12 protein-coding genes, 1 pseudogene and 1 riboswitch are annotated in these 13,458 nt (G+C 73.3%); of the genes and pseudogenes, 4 read left to right on the top strand and 9 right to left on the bottom strand.

Features of this window, described 5'->3' with window-relative positions; translation table 11 throughout:
• Position 1 precedes the first annotated feature (1 nt).
• Positions 2–1,144, bottom strand: coding sequence for a glycosyltransferase family 4 protein (locus ACYF6T_RS32345; RefSeq protein ID WP_461700927.1), 1,143 nt, complete (start codon positions 1,142–1,144; stop codon positions 2–4).
• A gap of 119 nt (positions 1,145–1,263) precedes the next feature.
• Here ACYF6T_RS32345 and ACYF6T_RS32340 point away from each other — a divergent pair, with 119 nt between their 5' ends.
• Positions 1,264–2,499 (top strand): glycosyltransferase 87 family protein, encoded by a 1,236-nt coding sequence (locus tag ACYF6T_RS32340; RefSeq protein ID WP_461700926.1) that lies wholly within the window; start codon positions 1,264–1,266, stop codon positions 2,497–2,499.
• Here the strand turns inward: ACYF6T_RS32340 and ACYF6T_RS32335 are convergent.
• A complete protein-coding gene (locus ACYF6T_RS32335; RefSeq protein WP_461700925.1) occupies positions 2,460–3,764 on the bottom strand; it encodes an MATE family efflux transporter in 1,305 nt (434 codons plus the stop codon). The two genes, ACYF6T_RS32340 and ACYF6T_RS32335, sit on opposite strands and share 40 nt — an antisense overlap.
• 87 nt (positions 3,765–3,851) lie before the next feature.
• Between ACYF6T_RS32335 and ACYF6T_RS32330 the strand changes: the two genes are divergently transcribed.
• Positions 3,852–4,382: a PadR family transcriptional regulator gene (locus ACYF6T_RS32330; RefSeq protein ID WP_461700924.1), complete on the top strand. Its 531-nt coding sequence runs from the start codon at positions 3,852–3,854 to the stop codon at positions 4,380–4,382.
• On the opposite strand, the gene ACYF6T_RS32325 is transcribed toward ACYF6T_RS32330, so the two are convergent.
• The 5 genes from ACYF6T_RS32325 to ACYF6T_RS32305 all read right to left on the bottom strand — a co-directional run bounded on the left by ACYF6T_RS32325 (position 4,370) and on the right by ACYF6T_RS32305 (position 9,698).
• Entirely contained in the window at positions 4,370–5,560 is a 1,191-nt protein-coding gene (locus ACYF6T_RS32325; RefSeq protein ID WP_461700923.1) for a hypothetical protein, read from the bottom strand. The two genes, ACYF6T_RS32330 and ACYF6T_RS32325, sit on opposite strands and share 13 nt — an antisense overlap.
• Before the next feature lie 31 nt (positions 5,561–5,591).
• The gene (locus ACYF6T_RS32320) at positions 5,592–6,608 is read right to left on the bottom strand and encodes a C40 family peptidase (protein ID WP_461700921.1); all 1,017 of its coding nucleotides are present in this window, start codon (positions 6,606–6,608) and stop codon (positions 5,592–5,594) included.
• A 226-nt stretch (positions 6,609–6,834) separates the two neighbouring features.
• Complete coding sequence (locus ACYF6T_RS32315; RefSeq protein WP_461700920.1) at positions 6,835–7,869, bottom strand: C40 family peptidase; 1,035 nt, start codon at positions 7,867–7,869, stop codon at positions 6,835–6,837.
• Between the two features lie 209 nt (positions 7,870–8,078).
• On the bottom strand, positions 8,079–9,422 hold the full coding sequence (locus ACYF6T_RS32310) for an NYN domain-containing protein (protein WP_461700919.1): 1,344 nt from the start codon (positions 9,420–9,422) through the stop codon (positions 8,079–8,081).
• Between the two features lie 36 nt (positions 9,423–9,458).
• Complete coding sequence (locus tag ACYF6T_RS32305; protein WP_037719539.1) at positions 9,459–9,698, bottom strand: hypothetical protein; 240 nt, start codon at positions 9,696–9,698, stop codon at positions 9,459–9,461.
• A gap of 156 nt (positions 9,699–9,854) precedes the next feature.
• Here ACYF6T_RS32305 and ACYF6T_RS32300 point away from each other — a divergent pair, with 156 nt between their 5' ends.
• Positions 9,855–10,589 (top strand): rhomboid family intramembrane serine protease, encoded by a 735-nt coding sequence (locus ACYF6T_RS32300; protein ID WP_461700916.1) that lies wholly within the window; start codon positions 9,855–9,857, stop codon positions 10,587–10,589.
• On the top strand, positions 10,586–10,867 hold the full coding sequence (locus ACYF6T_RS32295; RefSeq protein ID WP_089101146.1) for an Lrp/AsnC family transcriptional regulator: 282 nt from the start codon (positions 10,586–10,588) through the stop codon (positions 10,865–10,867). Before ACYF6T_RS32300 ends, ACYF6T_RS32295 begins: the two co-directional genes overlap by 4 nt.
• A 294-nt stretch (positions 10,868–11,161) precedes the next feature.
• On the opposite strand, the gene ACYF6T_RS32290 is transcribed toward ACYF6T_RS32295, so the two are convergent.
• Positions 11,162–12,523, bottom strand: coding sequence for an aminotransferase class V-fold PLP-dependent enzyme (locus tag ACYF6T_RS32290; RefSeq protein WP_461700915.1), 1,362 nt, complete (start codon positions 12,521–12,523; stop codon positions 11,162–11,164).
• 151 nt (positions 12,524–12,674) lie between these two features.
• Positions 12,675–12,791: riboswitch (SAM riboswitch) on the bottom strand.
• A 75-nt stretch (positions 12,792–12,866) separates the two neighbouring features.
• Positions 12,867–13,458 (bottom strand): annotated as a pseudogene (locus ACYF6T_RS32285) (anthranilate phosphoribosyltransferase); the annotation flags it as partial.

Genomic DNA, 13,458 nt, shown 5'->3' with positions numbered 1-13,458 from the left:
GCTATAGCAGCGTCTTCAACTTTTCCGCCAACAAGTCCCACCGCCACTTCTCCTCCACCCACTCCCGTCCCCGCTCCCCCATCCGCCGCCGCAGTGCCGCGTCGCCGAGCAGGACGGTGACGCGCTCGGCGGCCTCCTCGGGCGAGCCGCCGCGCACCACCCAGCCGGTCTCGCCGTCGAGCACGGCGTCCGGCGCGCCGCCGGAGTCGCCCGCGACGACCGGCAGCCCGGTCGCCGAGGCCTCCAGGTAGACGATCCCGAGGCCCTCCACGTCCAGCCCGCCCCGGCGGGTCCGGCACGGCATGGCGAACACGTCCCCGGCGCCGTAGTGCGCGGGCAGCTCGGACCAGGGCACGGCGCCGGTGAAGCGCACCGAGCCGGCCACGCCGGTCTCGCGGGCGAGCCGGCGCAGGTCGCCCTCGTACGGGCCGCCGCCGACGATCAGCAGCACCGCCTCCGGCTCGGCGGCGAGGATGCGGGGCATGGCGCGGATGAGCGTGTCCTGCCCCTTGCGCGGCACCAGCCGGGAGACGCACACCACCACCGGCCGGTCGGTCAGCCCCAGCCGCGCCCGCACCGCGTCGCCGCCCGAGCCCGGATGGAACGTCTTCTCGTCGACCCCCGGCGGCAGCTGCACCATCCGCCCGGCCGCCTCCGGCGTCAGCGCGCCGGCGATCCGCGAGCGGGTGTACTCGCCGAGGTAGGTGACCGTGTCCGTCGCCTCCCCGATCCGGCGCAGCAGCTGCCGCGCGGCGGGCAGCTGCGCCCACCCCGCCTCGTGTCCGTGGGTGGTGGCCACCAGCCGCTCGGCGCCGGCCCTGCGCAGCGCCGGCGCCATCAGCCCGAGCGGCGCCGCCGCCCCGAACCACACCGACGTACACCCGTGCTCCCGCAGCAGTCGTACGGCCGTACGGGTGGCGGCGGGCGTCGGCAGCAGCATCGTCGTACGGTCGCGTACGACGGTGAAGGGCTGCTCGGCGTCGAAGGCGGCGGTGGCCTCGGTGCCCTCGCGGCCACGCTTCCAGGTGGAGGCGTAGACGACCAGGCGCTCGGGGTCCAGGCGCAGCGCCATGTTGTGCAGGAACGCCTGGATGCCGCCCGGGCGGGGCGGGAAGTCGTTGGTCACGATCAGGGTCTTGTGCATCGCCGCCGACCCTACCGAAGGGTGGCCGCACAGCTCGGCACGGCCGCGTTGATGGCACGCACACAGCTCGGCAGGTCATCATGGCCCCCTCAAGGAGGAACGGGCGAACAGGGGCTCACGTGGACATTACGGGCGCGAGGCGGTCCCTGGCCGGGCTGCTGGGGACCTGGGGTCTGACCCGGCTGGTGCTGCTGCTGTTCGTGTTCGGGGTGTGGGTCTTCCCGGGCCCGGACGTCACCACCGACGTCTCCGTCATCTACCAGGGCTGGTACGAGGTGCTGCGCCACGGCGCCTTCCCGCTGGACGACGTCACCTGGCAGTACCCGCCCGCCGCCGCCCTGGCGATCCTCTCCCCCGCGCTGCTGGGCTTCCTCGACTACGCCTCCGCCTTCTTCGTCCTCGCCTGCCTCGCCGACCTGGCCGTGCTGTGCCTGCTGCTGTACGCCGGTCTGCGCCCCGGCAAGCGGCTGCGCGGGGCGTGGGTGTGGGTGGCGGGCGTGCCGCTGCTCGGGCCGACCGTGTACGCCCGCTACGACCTGATGGTGACGGCGGTCGCGGTGGCCGCGCTGCTCGCGGGCGCCCGGCATCCGCGGGTGATGGGCACGCTGGTCGGCCTCGGGGCGATGCTCAAGGTGTGGCCGGTGCTGCTGCTGGCCGGCGCCCGCAAGCGGCGGGCCTGGGGCGCGGCGGCGGTGACCGTGGGGGCGCTGGCGGCCGTGTTCGCGGTGGCGATGCCGGGCGCCTTCGCCTTCCTGACCTTCCAGCGCGACCGCGGCACCGAGGTGGAGTCGCTGGGCTCGCTCGTCTTCCACGTGGCCCGGCACTTCGGCTGGCGGGGCGAGGTCCTGCTGAACTACGGCTCGGTGGAGTTCCTCGGCCCGTACGTGCACTACGTCAGCTCGGCGGCCCTGTTCCTCACCGGCGTCGCCTTCGGCTGGCTGCTGCTGTGGCGGCTGATGGCCAACCGCTTCCTGCCGCACACGCTCGCCGAGGCGGCCTTCACGGCGGTGCTGCTGTTCACCACGACCAGTCGCGTGATCAGCCCCCAGTACCTGGTGTGGCTGATCGGCACGGCCGCGGTCTGCCTGTGCTTCCGCGGCAGCCGGATGGGCCTGCCGGCCGGCCTGGTGCTGGCCGCCTCCTTCGTGACGGTGCTGGAGTTCCCGGTCTGGTTCGCCCACGTGGTCGCCGGCGACACCCTCGGCGTCTGCCTCCTGCTGCTGCGCAACGGCCTCCTGGTGGTCGCCGCCGTGCTCGCCGCCCTGGAGGTGTGGCGGTCGGCGGTCGCCCCCGAGCCCGTCCCGGCCGTCCCGCCTCAGGCCGCCCGCACCAGGGAGACCTCGGCCTCCTCGTAGGACGCCCGACGCCGGAACAGCACCGCCACCGCCGCGCACTGCACCGCCATCGCGAGCGCCAGCGCCAGGCACACCCCCGGCAGGCCGAGCCCCGACAGGGCGTACGCCAGCGGGAGCTGGACCGCCGTGCCGAGCAGCGTCACCCGCAGCAGGGCCGGCGCTCCCCCGCTGCCCTCGAAGACTCCGCCGAGGGCGATGAAGCAGGCCATCAGCAGCAGGTAGGGGCCGATGCAGCGCAGGAACAGCACTCCCGCGCGGGCGACGTCGGGTCCGGCGCCGAAGGCGGCCATGATCCACGGGGCGGTGCCGGCCAGCAGCGCGACGGCCGCCACCGCGACCGCCCCGGACACCAGCACCGCCTCCCGCCCGATCGCCCGCCGGGCGTCCCGTCCCGCGCCCCGGGTGTGCGCGGTGTGGATCGAGGCCGCCTGGCGCACCGAGTAGAACGCCATGGTGGCGACGTACATGACCTTGTAGGCGATCGCGTACGCGGCCACCGCCGTCACCCCGAGCCGCGCCACGACGGCGACCAGCGCCAGCGCGCCGGTCTGGCGCACGGTGAAGTCGGCGGACATGGGCAGCCCGGTGCGCAGCACCCGCCGGAAGGCGACCCCGGCCCCGGCGACCGCGGGCGGCAGCGCGCTCCTGCGCAGGGCGACCAGACCGGCCGCCAGGGCGACGCAGCGGCACAGCACCGTCGAGGCGGCGGCGCCGCGGACACCGTAGACGTGGATGAGGAGCGGGTCGCAGCCGAGGATCAGCCCGTTGGCGAGCAGCGCGAGCCGCATCGGCGTCCTGGTGTCGCCGAGACCCTTGAGGATCGCGTCGACGAGCTGCTGGGCGAAGAAGACGGCGATGCCGGGCATGGAGAGGGCGAAGTAGCCGGTCGCGAGCGGCAGCGCGGCCTCCTCGCCGTCGCCCAGCACCAGCCGGGCCAGCGGCTCGCGCAGCAGGTACCCGGCCGCCACCACCACCGGCGTGATCACCCCGAACACCGTCCAGCCGCCGCGCACGGCCGCCCGCAGCGCCCCGGGATCACGCGCGCCCCGGGCGTGGGCGACCCGCACGGTCGTACCGGAGGCGAAGACCAGGGCGACGCCGAGCAGCACGTTCTCGGCGTTGGTGGCCACGGCGACGGCCGCCACCGCCGGGCCGCCGAGCCGGGAGACCCAGACGGTGTTGATGACGCCGGCGGCCACCGAGGCCAGAAGCGAGAAGTAGACGGGGCGGGCGAGCGCGACGAGCTGTCTGCGGTGGGCGTTCACGGGATCTCCCCTCGAAACGAGCTACCTCGATTAGATGTAGCTTGATAAGAGGTACCATCGGCTCATCACATCCGCAAGGGAGGACCAGTGCTGGAGCTGTCGATCCTGGGGTTCCTGGCCGACGAGCCGCTGCACGGCTACGAGTTGAAGGAACGCATCAAGGCGCTCAGCGGTCACGTCCGCCCGGTCAGCGACGGCGCCCTCTACCCGGCCCTCACCCGCCTGGTCGCCGCCGGCAAGCTGGACCAGCGCACCGAGCCGGGCGCGAGCGCGGCCCCGCGCCGGATCCTGTCCCTGACCGACCTCGGCCGCGAGGACCTGCTGGAGCGGCTGCGCCGGCCCGGACAGGCCGACATCACCGACCACGTGCGCTTCAACACGGTCCTGGCCTTCCTGCGGCACCTGCCCGACCGCCGCGAGCAGGTCGCCGTGCTCCGCCGCCGCCTGGAGTTCCTGGAGACGCCGACGAGCTTCTTCTACGACGGCGGGCAGCCGGTGCGCGCGGAGCAGGAGCCGGACCTGTTCCGGCAGGGGATGCTGCGGGTCGCGCGGGCGACCGGCGAGGCGGAGCGGGCCTGGCTGCGGGAGGCCATCGCCCTGCTGGATCAGGCGAGTTGAGCCTTCAGGTAGTCCCGCCAGTCGGCGGTGAACTCCTGCGGCGTGGTCCCCAGAACCGTCTTCATCGCGCCCTCGACCGAGCCCGCCCGCGTCCGGTGGTCGCCCACGGCCCGGTAGAACGCGCCGAGCTTCGCCTCGCCCCACCGCTCGGCGATCAGCCGGCACGCCATCCAGCCGCCCTCGTAGGCCTGCGCGAGCTCGTTCGCGTCACCGCTGAAGCCGAAGTCCTTGTCCGCCGGCAGCTCCCGCGGCACGTCCCCGTCGGCCACCGAGCGCGCCAGCTCGGGCGCGGCCTGCTGCGGGGTGCGGCCGGTGCCGTGGTAGCCGATCCAGTCGGCGTACCCCTCCGACAGCCACAGCGGGGTGGCGGCGGTGGTGTGGGCGCGGGTGGCGACATGGGTGGTCTCGTGGGTGAGCACGACCTGTTTGCCGACGTCGCCGAGGAGGGCGTACGCGTCCGGGTTGACGATGATCCGGTCCGCGGGCGCGTCCGGGGGACCGCCCACCTCGCCCGTGGTGACCGCCGCGATCCCGCGGTAGGAGGAGGCGGGCGAGCCGAGCAGGCCCGCCATGCCCTGCAGCGACCTGGGCACCAGGACGACCACGTGCCGGGCCCAGCCGGTGCCCCAGACCCCCGTCACGGCCGGCACCGCGCGGTCGGCGAGGTCGGCGTAGCGGTGCAGTGCCTCGCTGGACTGGCCGACGCCCAGCACGATGTCCCGCCTGCCGCGCACGACGGTCACCTCGCCCTGGTCCCACAGCTGCTGGGCGGACTTCTCGGCGGGCGTCTCGGCGTCGACGTACCACTGCCCGCCGGCCGTGCGGGACAGCGTCAGGGTGCGGCCGGCGACGACCGGGGCCCTGTCGTAGCCGAGGAGGCCGTAGCGCAGCTCGACGTCGGCGGTGGCCTCGCCGCCCGTGCCGTGCAGGGCGGTGACCTTGTAGGACCAGGTCGACAGGGGCACCCCGCGCAGGTTCTCGAACCAGCTCAGGGCACCCGTCCGGGTGAACGCGGCCCGGTCCCGGTCGAGGACGGCGGTGGCCCGCCGGTCCAGCAGCCGTTGCAGGTCGGAGCGGGCGCTGTCGGTGGCGGGCCGGCCGCCGCAGGCCACCAGGGAGACGAGCAGCAGAACGAGCGCGACGACCTGACATCCCCACGCCCGCCCTCGACCAGCCACTTCCCGATCGTAAGGCCGCGAGGGCGTGCGGTCAGACCCTCGTGACGGAGGACACCGGCATCATGTCGACCCGGTCGTAGCGCACCGGCGCGCCGGGATAGGGGGCGTGGATGACCTGGCCGTTGCCCACGTACATGGCGACGTGGCTGGCGTCGGAGCGGTAGGTGACCAGGTCGCCGGGCTGCGCCTGGGAGAGCGGGACCTGGCGGCCGGCGAACCGCTGGGCCTGCGAGGTGCGCGGCAGATGGACGCCGGCGTGGGCGTACGACCACTGCATCAGGCCCGAACAGTCGAAGCCGGAGGGGCCGTTGGCACCCCACACGTAGGGCTTGCCGAGGGCGGAGCGGGCGGCGGCGAGGGCGGCGGCCGCGCGGGCGTCGGGCGGGACGGCGCCGCCGAGGTCGGGGATGTCGGCGCGGCCGTAACGGGAGGCGCGGTCGTAGGCGGCGCGCTCCGCGTACGACAGGGAGTTGAGCAGCGCGCGGGCCTTGGCGAGCTTCTTCTCGACCGTCTTCTTGTGCCGGACGACGGCCCTGCGGCTGCGCTCCAGCTCGGCGAGTTTCCCGGCCGCCTCGGCCCGCTCCTGGGCGAGCTCGCGCATGGCCGACTGCAACTCCTTGAGCTGGCCGGCCTGGTGGGCGCCGATCCGGTCGAGGGCGGCGGCCTTGTCGAGGTAGTCGTCGGGGTCGTCGGAGAACAGCAGCGCGAGGGAGGGGTCGATGCCGCCGGAGCGGTACTGGGCGCCGGCGAGCTCGCCCAGCGCCTCCCGCATGTCGTTGATGCGCTCCTGCTGCCGGGCGATCCGGTCCTGGGCGGTGCTCACCTGCCGGCGCAGGGCGTCGGCGCGCTCGTCGGCCTTGTCGAAGGCCTGGGTCGCCTGCTCGGCCTCCTCGTAGAGGCGGTCCACCTCGGCCCTGGTGTCGGTGTGCGGCGCGGCGGTCGCCGGTACGGCGCCGAGGGCGGCGGTCGCGGCGGACAGCACGCACAGGGCGGCGCCGGCGCCCCGGTTGAACCCGGACGACGGTGCAAGGCGGCGATGGGACCCCACGCGAACCCGCGCTCCCTCCGTTGGCGACAGGGACTGCCTCCCCGGACGGCGGGGAAACGCGGCAGACAGTAGCCGCGCGGCGGGGCCCCGGCCAAAGACCTCCACGGGCACGCACAGTGACGCCCCGCCTCTGACGCAGGTCATCGGCGGGGCGTGGGGTCAGTTCGCGTCGGCGGAATTCGCCCGTTCGGGCGGAGCCGTGGTGTCGGCCGCGGACGCCGGAGCGTCAGATGCGGACGCCGAACTGGAAGGGCATGTTGCCGATCGACTCGTAGCGGACGACGGCGCCGGTGTACGGGGCGTGCAGCACCTGGCCGTTGCCCGCGTACAGGCCGACGTGGTGGTAGTCGCCGTAGAAGATGACGAGGTCGCCGACCTTGAGGTCGCTCTGGCTGTAGATGCGGGTGCCGGCGTTGGCCTGCGCCTGGGAGGTGCGCGGGATGGTGACGCCGGCCTGGGCGTAGGCCCAGGAGGTCAGGCCCGAGCAGTCGAAGGAGGAGGGGCCGGAGGCGCCGTAGACGTAGGGCGAGCCGAGCTTGCTCTGCGCGGCGGCGAAGGCGGCGGCGGCACGGCTGGAGGCGGAGGTGGAGTTGCCGAGGTCGACGCGGGCGCTGGAGCTGCGGCTGGCGCGCTCCTGCTCGGCGGCGAGGGCCGCCTTCTCGGCGGCGGTCAGGGAGTTGAGCAGCTTCTGCGCCTCGGCGAGCTTGCCCTGGACTTCCTTCTTCTTCTTGGCCAGCTCGGTGCGGGTGGAGGCGAGGTCCTTGAGCTTCTCGGAGGCCTCGGCGCGCTCCTGGGCCAGTTCGCGCTGCTTCTCCTGGATCTTCTTCAGCGCCTCCACCTGCTGGGCGCTGAGCTGGTCCATGGTGGACGCCTTGTCCAGGTAGTCGTCCGGGTCGGACGACAGGAACAGCTGGACGGAGGAGTCGATGGTGCCGGTGCGGTACTGGGCGGCCGCCGCCAGGCCTATGGAGTCGCGCAGCTCGTTGAGCTCCTCCTGGCCGCGGGCGACGTTGTCCTGGATGGTGGAGATCTCCTTCTGCAGCTTCTGCTGCTTCTCCTTGGCGCCGTCCAGCTTCTCGGTGGCCTGCTCGGCCTCCTCGTAGAGCTTGTCGACCTTCGCCTTGACCTCGTCCTTGGTGGGCTTCTCGCTCGGCGCGGCACTGGCGGCCTGGGCGCTGAAGGCGACGGCGGCGGCAGCAGCGGTGGTGAGCACGGTCACGCGGGCTCGGCTCGGCTGCTTGGGTCGACGGTGGGACGCCACGGAGGTGAACTCCTTCTTTTGAGTGATCACCCGCTCGGAGGTTCGAGCCCAGACCCTAGTGACCTTCCTGTGATCAGTTCAAATCCTCGGAAGCAAAATCCCGTCACGCCATGCATTCTTTACACACAACTCACGTGCCGTGATGCCCGGTTGACGCTACGTTGCGTGACGATACCGCCAATTCGGGCATTAAACCTGGACTTTGATGTTTAGGACAGCCGCTTGAGAAGCACCGCAGAAGCCACCGGCCGGGCACCCGCCCGGGCCACCCCGTCGGCGACCTCGCGGTCGGTGGAGGCGACGATCACCGGCCGGCCGGGCGGCTCGGCGCGCACCAGCTGGCGGATCAACTCGTCGGCGGTCACGCCCGGTTTGGAGAACAGCACCCGCACCCCGCGCGGCGGCGCCAGCAGCACCGGCGCGGCCAGCTCGGCCCCGTCGAAGACACAGGTCACCTCGGCGCCGGTCTGCGCGGCGAGCTGCGAGAGCTGCCCGAGCAGCCGCAGCCGCTGCTTCTCCAGGGGCATCTGGGGATAGCCGGTCTTGGTGACGTTGTAGCCGTCGACCACCAGGTGCGCCTGGGGCAGGGCGAGAAGCTGGTCCAGGATGGCCGGATCGTGCTCGGACAGGGCCCGCGCGGCGATGTCCTTCGGGGTCATCCGTCCCGGTTCGACCGCATCGACCGTTTCCGCGGGCCGCACGGACACGGGCGGCAGCGCCAGTTCGCGGCGCAGCCCCTGGGCGGCGTCCAGAACGGTGTCCAGAAGCAGACGCACGCGCATGTCCTCGACACTGCGCCCCTCCCGCGCTGCTCTGCGCGTGGCTTCGAGGGCGGCCTCGGCCTCCCCGAGCCGCGCCTTAAGCCGCCGCGCCTCGCTCTCGGCGGCGGAGACCTGCGCCTGTCCCTCGGCGCGTACGGCCTCCATCTCGCCCTGGACCTTGCGCAGGGCGGCCTCGCCGCGCTTGACGTCGCTGAGGGCGGCGCGCAGCTTGCGGTGAAGCGATTCGGCTTCCTTCCTGGCGGTGTCCAGCTCCGCGCGCAGCCGTTCGGTCTCGGCGCGGGTCTGGTCGCGGGCGGCGGCGAGTTCCTCGCGCAGCCGCTCCAGCTCCGCCCGGCTCTCCTCGTCGGCCCGTTCGGCATCCGCCCGCTGGGCCTCCTCGCCGGCCGCGGTGACGAGCTTGACCCAGCCGGTGGGTCGCAGAACATAGGCCGCGGCCGCCACGTCGAGCGGGTCCGCGGCCGGGGGCGGGGAGCCGGCGTCCAGAGCGCCGGCGAGCTCCGGCTGGGCCTCTCTCAGCTTCTCCCCGATCCGCTGGCGGAACAGCGGATCGGTCTCCAGCGCCGCCGCCATCGCGTTCCCGGCGAACTTGGCCCGCCGGTTCGGCGCGAACCGCGCGTACTGCCTGAGCTGGGCGGGCAGCTCCCCGACGGTCAGCCCGCCGAACCCGTCCGAGACGATCTGCACGACCCGGCGGCGCACCCCGTCGGGCAGCGGACGGTCGAGCACCTCGGCGGCGCCGTCGCCCGGCCCCCCGCCTTGTGTCTCCACCATCCGTCACACCCCATCACTGTGCGGGGCCGCTCCCGGTCAGGAACCGGCGCCCGGCCTGTCGACGAGTTCCACCTGGTCCACGGCGTTGCACCACCGGCAGCGCACCGACTCGATGGTCTCACTGACCACCTCGCGCTCCTCGACCTTCGGCTCACCGGCCAGGTCGAGGTGGACGTACTCGACGACCTTCGACGAGCGGGTCACGTCGAACCGGGTGAGGTTGCCGCAGAGCGTGCAGCGCCACCGCGTCGAGGCGGTCGGCAGGGGAACCGTCATCGTGACTGTTCGCTTTCCTTCTAGTCTCCGTGACGCCCCAGCTTCCCTGGAGCGTGTGGCCGTAACCCTACGGCCTGCCGACGGCCCCTCGCTGGTCCGTCCACGGCGGCGAGGCGGTCTGGGCGGCTGCGTCCCGTTACGTCATGCTCTGTGTTCATGATCGGCAACTGGAACGTGACCGTCGGCAGAGTGCTGCGGCAACCGTCGGCACCGGTGACGTACGGGCTGATCGGCCTGTGCTGTCTGCTCTTCGTGGCCGGCCCCGCGGCGGGGCTGAATCCGGCCTACGGCTCCGGAGACGCGCTGCTCGCCGCGCAACGCGCCTACTTCCACCGCTGGGGCGTGGTCCCGGCCGAGCTCTTCCAGGGCTCGCCACGGGCCGCGCTGACCCCGGCCACCGCCCTGTTCGTGCACGGCAGCTGGGTGCACCTGCTGGGCAACATGCTCTTCCTCTACGTGTTCGGGGTGATGGCCGAGGAGCGGATGGGCCGCGTGCAGTTCACGCTCTTCTACGTCGGCTGCGGCTACCTGGCCCTGCTGGGGTACGCGGCCGCCAACTCCGCCTCCGAGCAGTCCCTGGTCGGCGCGTCCGGGGCCATCTCGGCCGTCCTGGGGGCCTTTCTCTACCTTTTCCCCGGCGCGCGGGTGACCAGTCTCCTGCCGTTCCTGTTCTTCCTGCCGCTGCGCTTCCCGGCGTGGGTCGTGCTGCCCTTCTGGGCGGCGTTGCAGTGGCTGGCGGCGGGCCGGGCGACCGAGGGGCCGGGGGTGGCGTACCTGGCGCACCTGGTGGGCTTCGGGCTGGGCTTCGGCTGCGCGTGGGCCCGTTTCCGCCGTACGACTAGAGTGAGGGCCGCCCCAGCTGCGGCCACCGAGGGAGAGAACCAGCCGTGATCACCGCGATCGTTCTGATCAAGACCAGCGTGGACCGGATCCCGGAGATCGCCGAGCGGATCGCCGCCCTGGACTCCGTGAGCGAGGTCTTCTCGGTCACGGGCACCTACGACCTGATCGCCATGGTGCGGGTCAAGCAGCACGAGGACCTGGCGGAGGTCATCCCCGGCTCGATCAGCAAGATCCCCGGGGTCGAGGCCACGGACACGCACGTCGCCTTCCGCACCTACTCGCAGCACGACCTGGAGGCGGCCTTCGCCATCGGCCTGGACTCCTGACGTCCCACCCTACGGACCAGCCGGGCGCACCCTCTCCCCCAGGGTGACCAGCGCGCCCCAGCCGTCCTCCTCGTCCGCCGTAGGGTCAGGTCCAGGATGGAGCACCGGCACGTCGGCTGCTCCCGGCGGCGGGACCGGGCGGCCGGCGCGGTCGGCAGCCCCCTCTCGTACGGATACACCGGCGCCCCACCGAGCAGGCGCGGACGGGGGCGTCCGGCGGGCGCCGTGAGGAGTTGCCCGAGGGGACCGGACGACGTCGGCTCACCGGGCGCGGCCGGGAGGCGCGCCGGACGGTTACACGGCCGGGACGCAACGGCCGTCCTGGGTGCGGTAGTTCCACTTCGCGCCGTTGCTCACCAGCTCCCTGACGGCGGTCACGAAGCGCTCGACGTGCTCGTCCGGGGTGCCCGCGCCGAAGCTGACGCGGATGGCGTTGAGGGACTTCTCGCCGGGCGCGGCCTCGGGGGCGCCGCACTCGCCCTGGGTCTGCGGGTCGGAGCCCAGGAGGGTGCGGACCAGGGGGTGGGCGCAGAACAGGCCGTCGCGCACGCCGATGCCGTACTCGGCGGAGAGGGCGGCGGCGAAGTGGGAGCTGTTCCAGCCCTCGACGACGAAGCTGAGCACGCCCACGCGGGGGGCGTCGTCGCCGAACAGGGACAGCACGCGCACCTGCGGGACCCCGGCCAGGCCCGCCCGCACCTTCTCGATCAGGTACCGCTCGCGGGCGACCAGCGTGTCCCAGCCGGCCTCCGTGAGGGCCTTGCAGGCGGAGGCGATGGAGTAGGCGCCGATCACGTTCGGGGAGCCGGCCTCGTGGCGGGCGGCGCCGTCGTGCCACTCCACGTCCACTCCCCCGTCCTCGCGCCGGGTGACCTTGCGGCTGGCGCCGCCGCCGGCCAGGTACGGGTCGGCCGCGCGCAGCCAGTCGGCGCGGCCGGCCAGGACGCCGGAGCCGAAGGGGGCGTACAGCTTGTGGCCGGAGAAGGCGACCCAGTCGACGTCCAGGTCGCGCACCGAGACCGGGTGGTGCGGGGCGAGCTGGGCGGCGTCGAGGACGATGCGGGCGCCGTGGGCGTGGGCGGTGGCGGCGAGCTCACGGACCGGCCAGAGCTCGCCGGTGACGTTGGAGGCGCCGGTGACGCAGACCAGCGCGGGCCCGTGCGGGTCCCGGTCGGCGAGGGCGCGCTCCAGGGTCTCGACGGCCTGCCGCGGGGTGCGCGGGGCGTCGAGGTAGGTGACCCGGGCGCCGGTCCAGGGCAGCAGGCTCGCGTGGTGCTCGGTCTCGAAGACGAAGACCTCGCAGCCGGCGGGCAGGGCGCGGGCGAGGAGGTTGAGCGAGTCGGTGGTCGAGCGGGTGAAGACGAGCTGGTCCTCGGGGCGGCAGTCGAGGAACTCGGCGACCGTCCCGCGGGCGTTCTCGAAGAGGTCCGTGGACAGCTGGGAGAGGTAGCCGGCGCCGCGGTGGACGCTGCCGTAGTAGGGCGCGTACGCCGCCACGTCGTCCCAGACGCGCTGGAGGGCGGGGGCGCTGGCCGCGTAGTCGAGGGCCGCGTAGGTGACCTCGCCGCCCGTCACGAGCGGGACGGTGACATCCCGGCCCAGAACGGGCAGCGGGGCACAAACGGTCCGGGCGGAGGCAGCGGTGGAGACGGACATGACGGAACTCCCGTGAGAGGGCATGCGCGTGCATGCGGGAAGAGAGAAAAGAAGAGAGAAAAGGGGTGTGCGGAGGCGGGGCTCTGCGGCCCTATCGCATTCGCTTGCTCACGGAAGGCTCCCTCGATGACCAGGATCCCTGGTGGTGAGGGATCCGCGCTTGCCGTGGACCTCGCTGCCTACGGCCTGGTCTTCACCCGGGGCACCCCGCCACGGACGGAGGGTTGCCGGACAGTCGGCCGGGGCCTCATGACTGTCACTCATGACCTGGTACAGGAACGTACGTGAAGTGATCGCGGTCCCGCAACCCGTGTCCGGATGACGGGACCGCGCTGCCTTCGAATCACGCGTTGCTGGCCGCGACCCAGCGTTCCAGCGCCCGCTTGGCCGCGCCGGAGTCGATGGAGTGGGCCGCCTTCGCCATGCCGGCGCGGATCTGCTCGGCGAGCGGGGCCCCGGTCGGCTCCAGGGCGACCAGGGCCGCCGCCGAGTTCAGCAGGACGGCGTCCCGGACGGGGCCCGGCTCGCCGTCCAGGAGGCGGCGGGCGACCTCCGCGTTGTACGACGGGTCGCCGCCGCGCAGGGCCTCCACCGGGACGAGGTCGAGGCCGACGTCGCGGGGGTCGAAGGTCTCCTCGGTGACCTTGCCGTCGCGCACGACCCAGACCCGGGAGGTGGCGGTGGTCGTCAGTTCGTCGAGGCCGTCGTCGCCGCGGAAGACGAGGGAGGAGTTGCCGCGTTCGGCGAAGACGCCGGCCACGATCGGCGCCATGCGCGGGTCGGCGACACCGACCGCCTGCGCGCGCACCTTGGCCGGGTTGGTGAGCGGGCCGAGCGCGTTGAACACCGTGCGGATGCCCAACTGGCCGCGCGCGGCGCCGACATGACGCAGCGCCGGGTGGAACTTGATGGCGAAGCAGAAGGTGATCCCGGCC

It is taken from the genome of Streptomyces sp. 7R007 (genome assembly GCF_054850255.1).
This window is presented reverse-complemented; position numbering and strand designations above follow the sequence as displayed.